Annotated in this window: 11 protein-coding genes; 10 read left to right on the top strand and 1 reads right to left on the bottom strand. The window is 73.4% G+C overall.

What is annotated here, in order from left to right:
• The first annotated feature begins 225 nt into the window (after window positions 1-225).
• Window positions 226-1515 carry a citrate synthase gene (locus K1J57_RS06630; RefSeq protein WP_220563588.1) on the top strand — a complete coding sequence of 430 codons (1290 nt, stop codon included), beginning with the start codon at window positions 226-228 and terminating at the stop codon, window positions 1513-1515.
• A gap of 205 nt (window positions 1516-1720) precedes the next feature.
• A complete protein-coding gene (locus tag K1J57_RS06625) occupies window positions 1721-2509 on the top strand; it encodes an HdeD family acid-resistance protein (RefSeq protein WP_220563587.1) in 789 nt (262 codons plus the stop codon).
• Here the strand turns inward: K1J57_RS06625 and K1J57_RS06620 are convergent.
• On the bottom strand, window positions 2506-2820 hold the full coding sequence (locus tag K1J57_RS06620) for a putative quinol monooxygenase (protein WP_220563586.1): 315 nt from the start codon (window positions 2818-2820) through the stop codon (window positions 2506-2508). The genes K1J57_RS06625 and K1J57_RS06620 overlap by 4 nt on opposite strands.
• 217 nt (window positions 2821-3037) lie before the next feature.
• Between K1J57_RS06620 and K1J57_RS06615 the strand changes: the two genes are divergently transcribed.
• From K1J57_RS06615 to K1J57_RS06580, 8 genes are all read left to right on the top strand, one after another.
• Entirely contained in the window at window positions 3038-4204 is a 1167-nt protein-coding gene (locus K1J57_RS06615) for a macrolide family glycosyltransferase (RefSeq protein ID WP_220563585.1), read from the top strand.
• A 213-nt stretch (window positions 4205-4417) separates the two neighbouring features.
• Entirely contained in the window at window positions 4418-4981 is a 564-nt protein-coding gene (locus tag K1J57_RS06610) for an AAA family ATPase (protein WP_220563584.1), read from the top strand.
• Between the two features lie 260 nt (window positions 4982-5241).
• Window positions 5242-6513, top strand: a complete 1272-nt coding sequence (locus K1J57_RS06605) for a hypothetical protein (protein WP_220563583.1) — start codon at window positions 5242-5244, stop codon at window positions 6511-6513.
• A complete protein-coding gene (locus tag K1J57_RS06600) occupies window positions 6510-9107 on the top strand; it encodes a serine/threonine-protein kinase (RefSeq protein ID WP_255646865.1) in 2598 nt (865 codons plus the stop codon). The genes K1J57_RS06605 and K1J57_RS06600 overlap by 4 nt, the downstream gene beginning before the upstream one ends.
• Before the next feature lie 17 nt (window positions 9108-9124).
• Window positions 9125-10744: a PP2C family serine/threonine-protein phosphatase gene (locus K1J57_RS33345; protein WP_255646864.1), complete on the top strand. Its 1620-nt coding sequence runs from the start codon at window positions 9125-9127 to the stop codon at window positions 10742-10744.
• The gene (locus K1J57_RS06590) at window positions 10728-12074 is read left to right on the top strand and encodes a VWA domain-containing protein (protein ID WP_220563582.1); all 1347 of its coding nucleotides are present in this window, start codon (window positions 10728-10730) and stop codon (window positions 12072-12074) included. Before K1J57_RS33345 ends, K1J57_RS06590 begins: the two co-directional genes overlap by 17 nt.
• 9 nt (window positions 12075-12083) lie before the next feature.
• Window positions 12084-12806: an FHA domain-containing protein gene (locus K1J57_RS06585; RefSeq protein WP_220563581.1), complete on the top strand. Its 723-nt coding sequence runs from the start codon at window positions 12084-12086 to the stop codon at window positions 12804-12806.
• The gene (locus K1J57_RS06580) at window positions 12766-14364 is read left to right on the top strand and encodes a hypothetical protein (protein WP_370634604.1); all 1599 of its coding nucleotides are present in this window, start codon (window positions 12766-12768) and stop codon (window positions 14362-14364) included. Before K1J57_RS06585 ends, K1J57_RS06580 begins: the two co-directional genes overlap by 41 nt.
• The last annotated feature ends 12 nt before the right edge of the window (window positions 14365-14376 follow it).

Here is a 14376-nt window from a genome sequence, read left to right as displayed (position 1 = left end):
AACGACATCTGGCAAAGATTGTAAATCTTCACCGTGCGGTAATTCTGCTCACGTCTGGGTATGTGTTGCATGTCACCTGTCCGTGAATCGGTGAAACTTATATGATTTTGCTTAATCGTCGTTTAACAAAACAGAACAATAACGAGTGAACAAGAACGTGGCGGCGGACCGCCCCGCGTCTGACGCACCTCACGTATCCCCCGCCTGGAAAGGTTGACCTCGGGCATGAGCGAAGACGACAAAGAGCGCACGGTGGAGCTCCACTACGAGGGCGGCGTGCTGAAGCTGCCGGTGTTCACCGGCACCGAGGGTGAGCAGACCATCGAGCTGAAGACCCTGCTGGGCTCGACGGGTATGACCACCCTGGACCCGGGGTTCGGCAACACCGCTTCGTGCAGCTCCAAGATCACCTATATCGACGGGGGCGCCGGGATCCTCCGCTACCGCGGATACCCGATCCAGGACCTCGCCGTGGGCAGCACCTTCCTCGAGGTGGCCTACCTGGTGATCTACGGCGAGCTGCCGGAGCCCGGCCAGCTCAAGGAGTTCTCCGACAAGCTTCGCGAGAACGCCGACATCCCGGCCGAGATGGGCGCGTTCCTGGACGCGATGCCCGGCAACGGCCACCCGATGGCCCTGCTCGCCAGCGCCGTCAACACGCTGTCCGCGTACTACGCCGACAGCGTCGACCCGTCCGACGAGGCCCAGGTGGAGCTCGCCACGATCCGGCTGTTGGCCAAGCTGCCGACGATCGCGGCCCGCATCTACCGCAACTCCATCGGCGCCGAGCCGATCGGCCCGGACGACTCCCTCGACTACGTCGAGAACTTCATCCGGATGACCTTCGGGGACAACGCCGCCAGCGGCGAGCTGGGCGACCTGTTCGGCAAGGCCGTGGACCTGCTCCTCATCCTGCACGCCGACCACGAGCTCAACTGCTCCACCGCCACCGTGCGCACCGTCGGCTCCTCGCAGGCCGACATCTTCGCCAGCATCGCCGCGGGCATCAACGCCCTGTCCGGCCCGTCCCACGGCGGCGCCAACCAGGCCGTGCTGGAGATGCTCGACGAGATCCGCGACTCGGGCGTCACCATCGAGGAGTTCCTCGAGCGCGTCAAGGCCCGCGAGGTCCGCCTCATGGGCTTCGGCCACCGGGTCTACAAGAACTTCGACCCGCGCAGCAAGGAGATCAAGGGCCTCGCGACCCAGATCCTGGACCGCGACGAGAACCCCGACGAGCTGTTCGCGCTGGCCCTCAAGCTCGAGGCCGCCGCGCTCGCCGACTCCTACTTCACCGAGCGCAAGCTCTACCCGAACGTCGACTTCTACACCGGCGTCATCTACCGGGCCATGGGCTTCCCGACCAACATGTTCACCGTGCTGTTCGCGATCGGCCGGCTCCCCGGCTGGATCGCGCACTACCGCGAGCAGCTGCACGACCCGGCCTTCCGGATCGCGCGCCCGCGCCAGCACTACATCGGCTCCGCCGAGCGCCGCTACCCGGGCCTGGGCTAGTCCCCGACCGGAGCGTACGCGACGCCCGCCCCGCCTCCCGGCGGGGCGGGCGTCCTTTTTGTCCGGTTATCCCGCCTATCCATACCGGTACAGAACCGTCCCTTTCCGCGTATTTTGCGGATGCCCTGCCGTCGGCGTGCGACCTTGAGGGGAGTCGCAGGATGCGCCCTCTCCGACGGGAGCGCACAAGGGAGGTGAGGCGGCCATGATGCGGAACATGCCGGCCGGGGAGGTCCTCGGCGCCATGAGCAGGAACTGGTGGATGGTGGTCCTCCGAGGGGTCGCCGCGGTGCTCTTCGGACTGATCGCGCTGATCTGGCCCGGGGTGACCACCGTCACCCTGGCGATCGTGTTCGGTGCCTACGCCCTCGTCGACGCGATCATGCTCGGATACGCGGCCTACCGGGCCGCCCCGGGGACGCGCGCCCCGCTCGTCGCCCAGGCGGTGCTCAGCGCCATCGTGGGTCTGATCGCGCTGATCTGGCCGGTCGCCGCGGTCATCGCGCTGGTGTTCGTGATCGGCGCGTGGGCCGTCGTCACCGGCGTCTCCGAGATCGTCACCGCCGTCCGCCTGCGCGCCCGGATCAGCTCCGAGTGGCTGCTGATCTTCGCCGGCGCGCTCTCGGTCGTGTTCGGCCTGCTGCTGTGGTTCTGGCCGCTGGCCGGCGCCCAGGCGATCGTGTTCGTGGTCGGTATCTACGCGCTGATCTTCGGCGTCGTCATGATCGTCGCCGGGGTCCGGCTGCGCGGCGCCGCCGACACCGTCGCCGACGCGGACGCCATGGCCTCCGCCGACATGTCGGAGATGCCCGAGGACCCGGTGAGCGCCTTCGACGAGGGGTATTCCGAGGGCTACCGCGAGGGGTACCGGGGCGACCCGAACGCGCCCGAGCGGCCGGCCGGGGAGGACACCGGCGACACCGGCGCGGTGCGCCGCAGCAGCGGCCGCCACCGGGCCCCCGAGGAGGGCGGCGACCCGGGCGCCCAGCCCTAGGACTCGCTGACGAGGAGAAGGCCGCCGCGGTCGACCTGGCTTCCGGGGACGACCGAGGCGGCCTTCTCCTGCTGCCAGGCCGCGAAGTGCGGCGAGGCGCGGTGCGCGGCCAGGGCCGCCTCGTCGGCGAACACCTCGTACACCCGGAACAGGTCGGGGTCCTCGGAGTCGGCCGTCACGTCGAAGCGCAGGCAGCCCGGCTCCTCGCGGACCGACGCCGCGGCGTGCCGGGAGATCCCGGAGACGAACGCGTCGCGGCGCCCGGGCAGGACCCGCACCGACACGACCAGGGACAACGGGCGGTCGGACACGGCGGCTCCTGTCGCGGCGGGGACGGGCGCCCGAGCCTAGCGTCCCGGCCCCTGCGCGCGGCGGCCGGGGTGCGGCTACGATGACGGCGTGCACTTCCTCCAGATCTACGGCTAGAGGCCCGGCGTCACCGACGCCCCGGCGCCCCCGCCCCGTGAGCGGGCCGGGCGCCCCCTCGCCCTACCCGTAGCAGCTCCTCGACATCTGGAGGGACCCGCGATGACCCGTCGCGCCCACATCGCCATGGTCGGAGTCCCGGCCGTCAGCCACACCCTGCCCAGCCTGGAGATCCTCCGCGAACTGGTCCGCAGGGGCCACCGCGTCACGGTCGCCAACGACACGCTCATGGCCGACCTGATCACCCCCACCGGGGCCGAACTCGTCCCGTTCACCACCACCCTGCCCACCGGGGACGAGGAGTGGCCGGACGACCCGGTCGAGGGCATGGACGTGTTCCTCGACGACGCGATCAACGTCCTGCCCGTCATCCGGGACGCCTACGACGCGGACCGGCCCGACGTGTTCCTGTACGACATCGGCGGGTACGCCGCCCGGGTGCTGGGGATCCGGTGGGGGATCCCCAGTGTGCAGCTCTCCCCGACCTACGTCGCCTGGGCCGACCACTCGGCCACGGTGATGACCTGGCTGGCCGGGCGGCCCGGGGCCGCCGAGCACTTCGCCAAGTTCGACGCCTGGCTGGCCGAGAACGGGATCACCGGGATGGACCACACCTCCTTCGCCGGGAGCCCGGACCGGGCGCTGGCGCTCATCCCGCGCGAGATGCAGCCGTTCGCCGACACCGTCGCCGACACGGTCACCTTCGTCGGGCCCTGCCTGGGCGACCGCGCGGACCAGGGGGAGTGGAAGCGGCCCGCCGACGCGGAGAAGGTCGTCCTGGTGTCCCTGGGAACGGCCTACACCAACCGGCCCGGGTTCTACCGCACCTGTGTCGAGGCGTTCGCCGGGCTGCCGGGCTGGCACGTGGTGCTCCAGATCGGCAGGTACACCGACCCGGCCGACCTGGGCGAGGTGCCCGCGAACGTGGAGGTGCACCGGTGGGTGCCGCAGCTGTCCGTGCTGCGGCAGGCCGACGCGTTCGTCACCCACGCGGGTATGGGGGGCTCCAGCGAGGGGCTGTACCACGGCGTTCCGATGATCGCCGTACCCCAGGCCGTCGACCAGTTCGACAACGCCGACCGCCTCCAGGAGCTGGGGGTGGCCCGGCGGCTCGACGGCGAGGCCGACGACCCGGACGCCCTGCGGTCGGCGCTGCTGGAGCTGACCTCCGACCCGGGGACGGCCGCCCGCCTGGCGGAGATCTCCGCCAGGCTGCGGACCGAGGGCACGGCGTACGCGGCCGACCTCATCGAGGCCGAGATCCCCTAGCCGTGTCCTTGTGAACCTCCGCTCCGCTTCGGTTCGTGTTCGGCGCCCCCTGGGGGCGGAAGCCTTCGGCCCCTCGGGGCGCCTCACGAACCCCAGCGGTACAGGAGGGCGTTCAAGGCCCCGGCCCCTCCGGATCCCCGTTCCCGGGCGCGTCCCGGCCGTGCGCCGGGGCGCGCCCCTCCCGTATCCCCGACCCCGTGGAAGGAAGCACACGTGGACCACCTCGTCGTCGTCACCGGAGGGCCCGGCTCCGGCAAGACCACCCTCGTCGACCACCTGGCCGGGCTCGGGTACGCCCGCACCGAGGAGGCGGGCCGCGCGGTCATCCGCGACCAGCGCGAGATCGACGGCCCCGGCCTGGCCTGGCGCGACGACGCCCTGTTCGTGGAGCTGATGCTGGCCTGGGAGATCCGCTCGCACCGGGAGGCGGCGGCGCTGCCCGGGCCGGTGTTCTGCGACCGCGGGGTGCCCGACCTGGTCGGCTACCTCCTGCTGCGCGGGCTTCCGGTGCCGGCGCACGTGGAGGCCGCCGCGCGCCGCTTCCGGTACCGGCGCACCGTCTTCCTCGCGCCGCCCTGGCCGGAGATCTTCACCGGGGACGCCGAGCGCCACCAGTCGTGGGAGGAGGCCCTGCGCACCGACCGCGCCATGCGGGAGGCCTACCCGCGGTACGGCTACGACCTGGTGGAGCTGCCCCGGGTCCCGGTGGCCGAGCGGGGCCGGTTCGTGCTGGCTGCGCTGGCGGGCGATGAGCGCAATTCAGACCACCGGGGGTGAGTATTCCGCGCATGCCCTTTTGTGTCCGGAGTGGGGGAGGACCTTGGGAGGGGACGGCGCGGCCCCTGTTCGCAGACGTGACGAGGGTGACCGTTCGCGGCCGTAAATCCGGTCCTCCCTTGTGATCGACAGGGCCCGCCGCCAGACTCTTCTAGGTAAAGGGAGCATTGACCGTGCGCGTCCACCCGGTGGGCGCGGGGCGGCGGACACGGGGAGTGGTACGGAAGGTGGCGAGCGCGTCGGAGGCGAATACGCCGCCCATGAGCCGGGAGGGCATCGAGCACGCGCTCAACCGGGTGCGCGGGGAGCTGAAGCGGATCACGCTCAACCTGGCCGACCTGGAGGACCACGTCGGCCACCGGATGCTCAAGGGCGCGGACCTGCGCGGCCTCACCCGGGAGCGCTGGGAGCACGCCGAGCGCCACGTCCACCGCCTGTGGACGACCTACGACGCCTTCCGCCGCACGGTGGAGGAGGCCACCGACCACCACGGGCAGGGCGGCGGACACCACTCCGACCAGGTGCGGATGACCTTCCTGCTCACCGGCCCCTGCCTGGAGCTGCCGCTGGAGAAGGCCCCGCTGCACGAGCGCGGGCTGCTGGACACCGACACCGAGCACATCACCCTGGCCGAGGCCGTCGCCCGGATGACCGCCGACTACGAGGAGGTCACCGAGGTCGTCTCGGCCGCCGAGACCGCCTGGAACTCCCTGCACCCCCGCCTGGCCGACCTCGACTCCCTGTGGCGGGAGGTCGGCACCCTGAGCGACATGATCGAGGAGGCCGGCGACGAGAGGGATGACGAGTCCCTGCGCTCGGAGCTGGCCGGGATCGGCGACACCGTCCGCCGCGACCCCCTCTCCCTGCTGGGCGCCGACCGCCGGGTCGACACTTCGGGCATGGAACGCCTGCGCAAGCGCTTGGAGGCGGCGCGCGGCGAGCTGCGCGACGCCCTGCGCATGCGCGACTCCTACCGTGAGAGCACCGCCCGCCTCGTCTCGGCCGTCGACGACCTGGAGGCCGTCCTGGCCGCCCTGCGCGAGCGGCGCGCCCACGTGGTCGGCCGTATCCGCGAACCGCGGGCGATCGACGTCCCCGACCCGGTGCCCGCGCTGCGCGCCCGGATCGCCGAGATGGACGCCCTGCGCTCCCGGGGCCGCTGGCGCGAGCTGGGCGTGCTGCTCGGCGAGACGCAGGCGGCCGTCCACGCCGCCTCCGACGACGCCCGCGAGCGCGGGGAGAACCTGGAGGGCCTGCTGGAGCGGAGGGACGAGCTGCGCGGGCGCCTGGAGTCCTACCGCGCCCGCTCGGTCCGGCTGGGCCTGGCCGAGGAGCCGGAGGTCGCCGGACTCCACGCCCGCGCGCACCGGGAGCTGTGGACGGCGCCCGGAGACCTGCGGGCCGCCACGGTCGCCCTGGCCGCCTATCGCAGGGCGCTGGAGGAGCCCGGGGTGACCGAAACCACCCAGGACAGAACCACGCCGGGTCCAGACGCGTCAGACGGCGAGAGCGATGGTGGTGTGAGCAGATGACGAAGTGCACGAAGCCCGGGTGCGGCGGAGCGATCGAGGAGGGCTTCTGCGTCGTGTGCGGTCTGGAGCCCGCGCCCGGCGCCGTGCCCCCGGCGCCCGGCCCCCGGCAGGACCCCTCCTTCACGGCCCCCGCGCCCCGGGGGACCGGGCCGCAGCCGGGGTACGCGCGGCAGCCGGCCCGGCAGCCCCCGCCGTACCCCCACCCGGCACGGCCCCACCCGTCGGGCCCGCAGGCGTCCTTCGGGGCGCCCCTGTCCGGCGGTCCGCCGCCGCCCACGGGGCCGCAGTACTCCTTCGCCGCGCCGAGCGCCCCGGGGACACCGTCCGGAACCCCGCCGGGCACTCCGTCCGGCACGCCCCCGGGCGCCCCGCCCGGCGCGTCCTCCTCCGGCGGCACCGGCCTCGACCGGTGGCTGGGCTCCTCCGAGGGCGACGACATCGGCGACCCCATCCACTCCCACCCCATCTCCGGCAACATCCGCCTCTCCGGCCGCTCCGGCCCCGGCAGCATCACCGGTTCGGTCGGCGGCGGCACGGGCCCCGGATCCGGGCGCACCCGGCGCTCCTCCCGGGGCATGCTCGGCGCGGGCATGGTCCTCGTCCCCCCGGTGCCCTACCGCGACCCGTCCGAGGCGATCATGGAGAACCCCGTCGTCTCGGAGAAGAACCGGTTCTGCGGCAACTGCGGGGAGAAGGTCGGCCGCACCCGCGGCGACCAGCAGGGGCGCACCGAGGGGTTCTGCCGCAAGTGCGGCACCCAGTACTCCTTCACCCCCAAGCTGGGCCCGGGGGACAAGGTCGGCGGCCAGTACGAGGTGCTGGGCTGCCTCGCCCACGGCGGCCTGGGCTGGATCTACCTGGCCCGCGACCGCAACGTCAACGACCGCTGGGTGGTGCTCAAGGGCCTGCTCAACGCCGGCGACGCCGAGGCGCACAAGGCCGCGGCGGCCGAGCGGGCCTTCCTCTCCGAGGTCGAGCACCCCAACATCGTCAAGATCATCAACTTCTCCCAGCACCCCGACGCGCGCACGGGCATCCCCGCCGGGCACATCGTGATGGAGTACGTCGGCGGCAAGTCGCTGCGCGAACTCCTGATGGAGCGCCGCGAGCAGGACCCCGACGCCGTGCTGCCGGTCGACCAGGTCATCGCCTACGGCCTGGAGGTCCTGCGGGCGCTCGGCTACCTGCACTCCAAGGGCCTGCTGTACTGCGACTTCAAACCCGACAACGTCATCCAGAGCGAGGAGCAGATCAAGCTCATCGACCTGGGCGGCGTGCGCCGCATGGACGACACCGTCAGCCCCGTCTACACCACCCCCGGCTACCGGGTCCCCGAGGACGAGCTGCGCGGCCCCGGCCCGACCGTCAGCGCCGACCTGTACTCGGTGGGACGGGCGCTGGCCGTGCTGAGCTTCCGGTTCAGCTTCATGCGCGAGTTCCCGCACGAGCTGCCGCCGCGCGATTCCGTACCGCTGCTGGAGCGCCACGAGTCCTACGACCGGCTGCTGCGCCGGGCCACCCACCCGGAGATGGAGCGCCGCTTCCACGACGCCTCCGACATGGCCGACCAGCTCACCGGCGTGCTGCGCGAGGTGCTCTCCGACATCGAGGGCGCGCCCCACCCGGCGCCCTCGACCCTGTTCGGCGGCGAGAACTTCACCATCGGCTCCGACGTGGGCCGCGCCGACCGGATGCTCGTCCCGCCCTCGCCCACCGAGGCGGCGACGCTGCTGCCCGCGCCGCTGATCGACCCCACCGACCCGGCCTCCCAGCACCTGCGGGGCTTCCAGGCGCTGCCGCCGGAGGACCTGGTCGCGGCGCTGCGGTCCATGCCCGAGCCCACCCCCGAGACCCTGCTGATGCTGTCACGGACGCTCATCACACTGGGCAGGCACGGGCAGGCCATGGACGTCCTGCACCAGTTCAGCGAGCGCATCCCGGGCGACTGGCGCACCATGTGGTACCTGGCGGTCGCCGAGCTGAGCACCGGCCACTTCCAGGGCGCCCGGGACCACTTCGACGAGCTGTACGGCCACCTGCCCGGGGAGATCGCCCCCAAGCTCGGACTGGCGCTGGCCTGCGAGCGCACCGGGGAGCACGCGATCGCCGCACGCCATTACCAGAACGTGTGGAACACCGACCACTCCTTCGTCAGCGCCGCGTTCGGCCTGGCCCGCATCCGGCTGGCCCAGGGCGACCGGAACGGGGCCATCGCGGTCCTGGACACGGTGCCGGAGCTGTCCAGCCTGTACGTGCACGCCCAGACGGCGCTTATCTCGGTGCTGGCGGCCCGCCACCCCGGCCGGGAGGCGGACGACCTGGTGCGCGCCGGACAGCGCCTGGAGCGGCTGGGGCTGGACGGCGAGTCCACCGACCGGCTGGCCGCGCGGGCCCTGGAGTCCGCGCTGGACTGGTTGGAGGCCGGCGGCCGGGCCGACGGGACGGCGCTGCTGGGCGGCCCGCTCACCGAGGACGGTGTGCGCGCCAACCTGGAACGGCGCTACCGGGACCTGGCGCACCGGTCCACCTCGGTCACGGAACGGTACGAGCTGATCGACAAGGCCAACTCCCTACGACCCGTGACGCTGCTGTGAGGATCGAAGGAACAGCGATGACGAAGGTGCGGACCTGCCCGGGGTGCGCCGACAGGGTGTCCGCCGGCGACGCCTTCTGCGAGCGTTGCGGCCACCCCCTGCCCGAGGACGTGCGGCAGGCCCCGGCGGAGAACCCGGACACGGTACAGACCGGTCCGAACCCGGCCGCGCCCGGGCTGGTCCCGGCGGACGGCGGGCCCACAGCTCCACAGGTGAGCCTGTACGGCGCCGAACGGTACGAGGGCCGGGGGGAGGGGCACTCGGAGCCGACCCCGTCCGGATCGACCCCCTCGGGGGCCACGCCGTCGGGCCGGACCGCCCGCGAGGAGCCCCATCCGCAGGGCGTCTACCGCACCGTCAACCCGGCCGACGTCACGGTCGCGGGGGTCATCCCCTCGGACGCGACGCCCTCCGGGAGCACCCGGCCCGCCGGCGCGGCCCCTGCGGGCCCCACAGCGCCCCAGGGGCCGCGGCCCGCGGGCCCCCCGCCCGCGGCCCACGGCGGTCCCCCCGCGGGGCCCTCGGGGCCCCCGGTGCCGGGCGCGCCGCCCGCGGAGACGACCCCGCGGGGGCCCGGCCGCTCCCTCACGGACAGCCTCGCCGTGGACGACGACTGGGACGCCATCGACTCGCTGGCCACCCAGCCCGTCCGCCGCGACCCGCGGCCGCCCAGGCCGGCCCCCGAGCCGGTCGTCCCCGACTGGCCCCCGCCCGGCGGCTCCGGGGCCGTCCGGCCCGCGGGCCCCGACCTGTGCGTGTGGTGCTCCGGCCGGGTCGTGGACGGCTACTGCGAACGGTGTGGGTTCCTCCAGCCCACCGGCCGCGACCACGTCGAGGTGCGCGCCCGCGCCGCCGTCGGCGTCAGCGACCGCGGGCTCAGACACCGGCGCAACGAGGACGCCATGGCCATCCGGGTCGTCCCCGACGACTCCCCGCACGCCGCCGGCGTGGTGTGCGCGGTGGTCTGCGACGGCGTCTCCAGCTCGCCCCGCTCCGACGAGGCCTCCAGGATCACCGCCGAGACCGGCGCGACCGTCCTGGCCGAGCAGGTGCGGCGCGGCGTCGACGCCCGCGAGGCCACCGGCGTGGCCATGACCAGGGCGGCCGAGGCCGTCGCCGCCATCGCCGACTCCCCGAGTTCGGCGCCGGCCTGCACCTTCGTCTCCGCCGTGGTGGACCCCGCCGCGGGCACCGTCACCATCGGCTGGGTCGGCGACAGCCGCGCCTACTGGCTCTCCGGCGGCCCCTCCTCCAGCGGTTCGGCCCTGCTGACCCGGGACGACTCCTGGAGCGAGGCGATGGTGCAGATGGGCGCGCTGTCCCGGGAGGAGGCGATGCGCTCGGCCAACGCGCACGCCCTCATCGCGTGGATGGGCGCCGACTCCGGCGAGATCGACGCGCACATCTCCACCGTCACCCCCACCGGCCCCGGGACCGTCCTGCTGTGCAGCGACGGCCTGTGGAACTACTACCCCGAGGCGCAGGCCCTGACCGAAGCGGTGCCCGGGGCGGGGACCCGTCCTCTGGACGCGGCCCGCACCTACGTCCGGCTCGCCCTCGAAGGGGGCGGCAAGGACAACATCACCGTCGTCGTCATTCCCGTACCCACAGGGGGCTCCCGTGCCGAACAGGGCTGAACCCACCGCCGAGCCGGAGTTCCGGGTCGAGGTCGACCAGAACCGGTTCCTGCCCCTGGGCGGGCGGGAGGTGCACGCGGTCGTCGGCATCACCTCCACCGGGCCGGTGCTCGTCGGAGCGGACGTCCGGGCGACGGAGCTGATCATCGTCGACACCTCCGGCTCCATGTACGGGGAGAAGATCAACGCCGCCAAGCAGGCCGCCCGCGCCGCCGTCGAGACGCTCCGCGACGGGGTGCGCTTCGCGGTGATCGCCGGGCACCGGCAGGCCGAGATGATCTACCCCGCCGGGAACACCCTGGCCACCGTCGACCCCTCCACCCGGGCCGAGGCGCTGGAGGCCGTCGGCCGCCTGCGCGCCGACGGGGGCACCCGGATGGGCGCCTGGCTCACCCGGGCGGCCGAGCTGTTCGCCACCGTCGACGGCGGGGTCAAGCACGCCATCCTGCTCACCGACGGCCAGAACAACGAGGTCTCGCAGGACTTCGAGCGGACCCTGAGCCGGATCGCGGGGAGCTTCGTCTGCGACTGCCGCGGCGTGGGCACCGACTGGAAGGTCGAGGAGCTCCGCAGGATCGACGCCGCCCTGCTCGGCGGCGGCCCCGGGATCATCGCCGACCCCGCCGACATGGCCGCCGACTTCCGGGCGATGGCGCGGGCCTCCATGGGCAAGGCCGTCGCCGACGTGGCGCTGCGCCTGTGGACGCCCCGGCACGCCGTGGTGCGCTACGTCAAACAGGTCGCCCCCACCGTCCAGGACCTCAGCGACCGCGGCGTGGAGCGGGCGGCACAGGCCAAGGACTACCCCACCGGTTCCTGGGGTACGGAGAACCGCGACTACCACATCTGCGTGGAGGTCCCCCCGGGCGATCCCGGGCGCCAGTTGCGCGCCGGGTGGGTGCGCGTGGTCCTCCCCGGTCTCGACGGCGCCCAGGACAGGGTCCTGGCCTCGGGGAACATCCTCGCGGAGTGGACGACGGACGAGGACAGGGCCACCGAGATCAACCCCCGGGTGGCCCACTACACGGGCCAGGTGGAGCTGGCCCAGGCCATTCAGGACGGGCTGGAGGCCCGGCGATCAGGGGACGAGGACACCGCGACGACGCGGCTGGGCCGAGCCGTCGCGCTCGCGAACGAGACGGGCGACGAGGAGACCGCCAGACTCCTCGGAAAGGTGGTCGACGTCCTGGACCCGGTCACCGGAACCGTTCGGCTCCGCCCCACCGTCGAGAAGATCGACGAGATGACACTGGACACCAACTCGACCCGGACCGTTCGGACCCGGCCCCGCCCCCCGGGGCCGGACGACGGTGCCCCCGGACCCGGGTAGGAGGGACCCATGCCGAGTTGCCCATCCGGGCACCACTCCACGGCGACCGACTTCTGCGACATCTGCGGGCTGCGCCTCCAGGCGTACGAGCCCGCACCGCCCGCTTGGTCGCAGGGCCCGTCGGCGCACACGCCGCCGACGGCCCACGTGCCCCGGCCGAACCGGCCGCCGCAGGCCCCGCCGCCGCGGCGGTCCTCCGGCGCGCCCCGGGGCGGGCCCTGCCCGGAGTGCTCGACCCCCAGGACCGGGAGGTTCTGCGAGGAGTGCGGATACGACTTCGCCTCCCACCAGCGCCGGGACCCCGGCGGGGGGACGCCGGGGATGCGGGTGGGCTGGCGGGCCACCGTCACGGCCGACCCCGCCTACTACCAGTACATGGTGAACCAGGGCATGCTCGACCCCGCCCGCATCGCCTTCCCGGCCGCCGTCCAGCCGCGCAGGGTGGACCTGACCGGGGAGCGGGTGCACATCGGGCGGGCCAGCGCCACCCGCGGCTTCACCCCGGAGATCGACCTGGGCGGCCCCGGCGGGGACCCCGCGATCTCCCACATCCACGCGATCCTGATCGCCCGCCCCGGCGGCACCTGGGCCCTGGTCGACCCGGGTTCCACCAACGGGACCACGATCAATGGGACCGACAACCCCGTCGCCCCCAACGTGGAGGTCCCCCTGAACGACAACGACCGGATCTATGTCGGCGCATGGACCGTCATCATCCTCCAGAAGGGGTGAGCCCCCGTTGATTCCCTCCCCCACCGCCCCGTCGGAGCCGACCCGCTCCGGCGGCCCCCCGGAACCCGGACCCCCAGCGGGCGGGACCGCCCGCACCAGGGCCGCCCGCACCGGGACCTACGCCCGTGACGGGTGGTCCCGCTTCCGGCGGTGGCTGGCCACCACCCCCGCCCGGGTGTGGCTGCTGACCCTGGTGAGCGCCGCCGCGATCATCGGCCTGTTCGCGTCCGCCTCCCACACGCTCGGCCAGGCCCGCGCCGGCCTGGACGTGCTCGGCCGCGGCGCCGGACCGCAGGCCATGGCCACCACCGACCTGTACCTGTCGCTGGCCGACATGGACGCCCGTATCGCCGACGTGCTGCTCATGGGCACCGACCACGGCCTCGGCTCCGGGCGCGAGGACGCCCTCGAACAGTACGAGGCCGGCCGGGAGCAGGCCAACAAGTCGCTGCTCGAGGCCGCGTCGCTCACCGAGGGCGACACCGTGGAGGAGCGCAACGTCCAGGAGGTCCTGGACGGCCTGGGCGCCTACGAACGGCTCGTCACCCAGGCCCTGCTGCGCAACGACGAGGCCGGGGCCGCCCCCGGCGAGGTGAACGCCGAGGCGCTGGAGTCGTACCGGGCGGCCACCCGGCTGATGCACACCGAGCTGCTGCCCAAGGCGTTCAACCTCGGGCTGGACTCCTCGGCGATCGTGCGCGCCAACCACGAGGACGGGCAGGCCGCGGTCACCCTGGGCCTGCTGTGGGTCGGCGGCGTCGGCGTGGCGGTGCTGCTGTCCCTGCTCGGCCTCCAGGTGTACCTGCGGCTGAAGTTCCGCCGCCGGTTCAACCTGCCGCTGATCGCCGCCTCCGTGCTCACCGTGGTCCTCACCGCGGGGGTGATCCAGGCCCTGGTCGGCAGCGGCGGGCACCAGAGGGACGCCAAGGAGGAGGGCCTGGACGCGGCGATGTCGCTGGCCCGGGGCGGGGCGATCGCCACGGACATGCAGGCCGACCAGAGCCGCTACCTGCTGGACCCGGAGCAGGCCGACAACTACCAGCAGGTGTACCTGGAGCGGTCCCAGCAGGTGCTGTCCCGGCCGGTGGACAACCTGGCCGACTACTACACGGCCGTCGACGAGGTGGCCGCCTCCTACCCCGAACTGCCCGGCTCGGACGGCTCCGATCCCGACGACCCCGGCACCCTGGGATACCTGGGCCAACGGGCGCACGACGCCCTGCTGCCCGGCCAGCAGGACCGGCTGGCCGACGTGCTGGGCGCCTACAACGAGATCCAGACACAGGACCGGCTCATGCGGGAGGCGGTCCGCAACGACGACCTCGGGGAGGCCATCGGCATCCGGATGGGCGTCGCGGACTCGGAGAACGGCACCTTCGCGGCCTACGAGGAGGCGCTGGACGGCCTCACCGAGGCGCACCGGGAGGAGTTCGCCCGGGGCATCCGGCAGGGCGACGCGGCGCTGGCCCCCTGGGCGTGGCTGCTGCCGGCCGGAGCCCTGGTGCTGCTCCTGCTCGTCGCCCTGGGCGTGCGCCCCCGGCTGGCCGAGTACCGCTGACCCCCCGAGAGA

The sequence above is a fragment of the Nocardiopsis sp. MT53 genome (genome assembly GCF_019598965.1).
GTDB lineage: Bacteria > Actinomycetota > Actinomycetes > Streptosporangiales > Streptosporangiaceae > Nocardiopsis > Nocardiopsis changdeensis.
The sequence above is the reverse complement of the archived record's forward strand: the minus strand, read 5'-3'. Positions and strand labels throughout refer to the sequence as shown.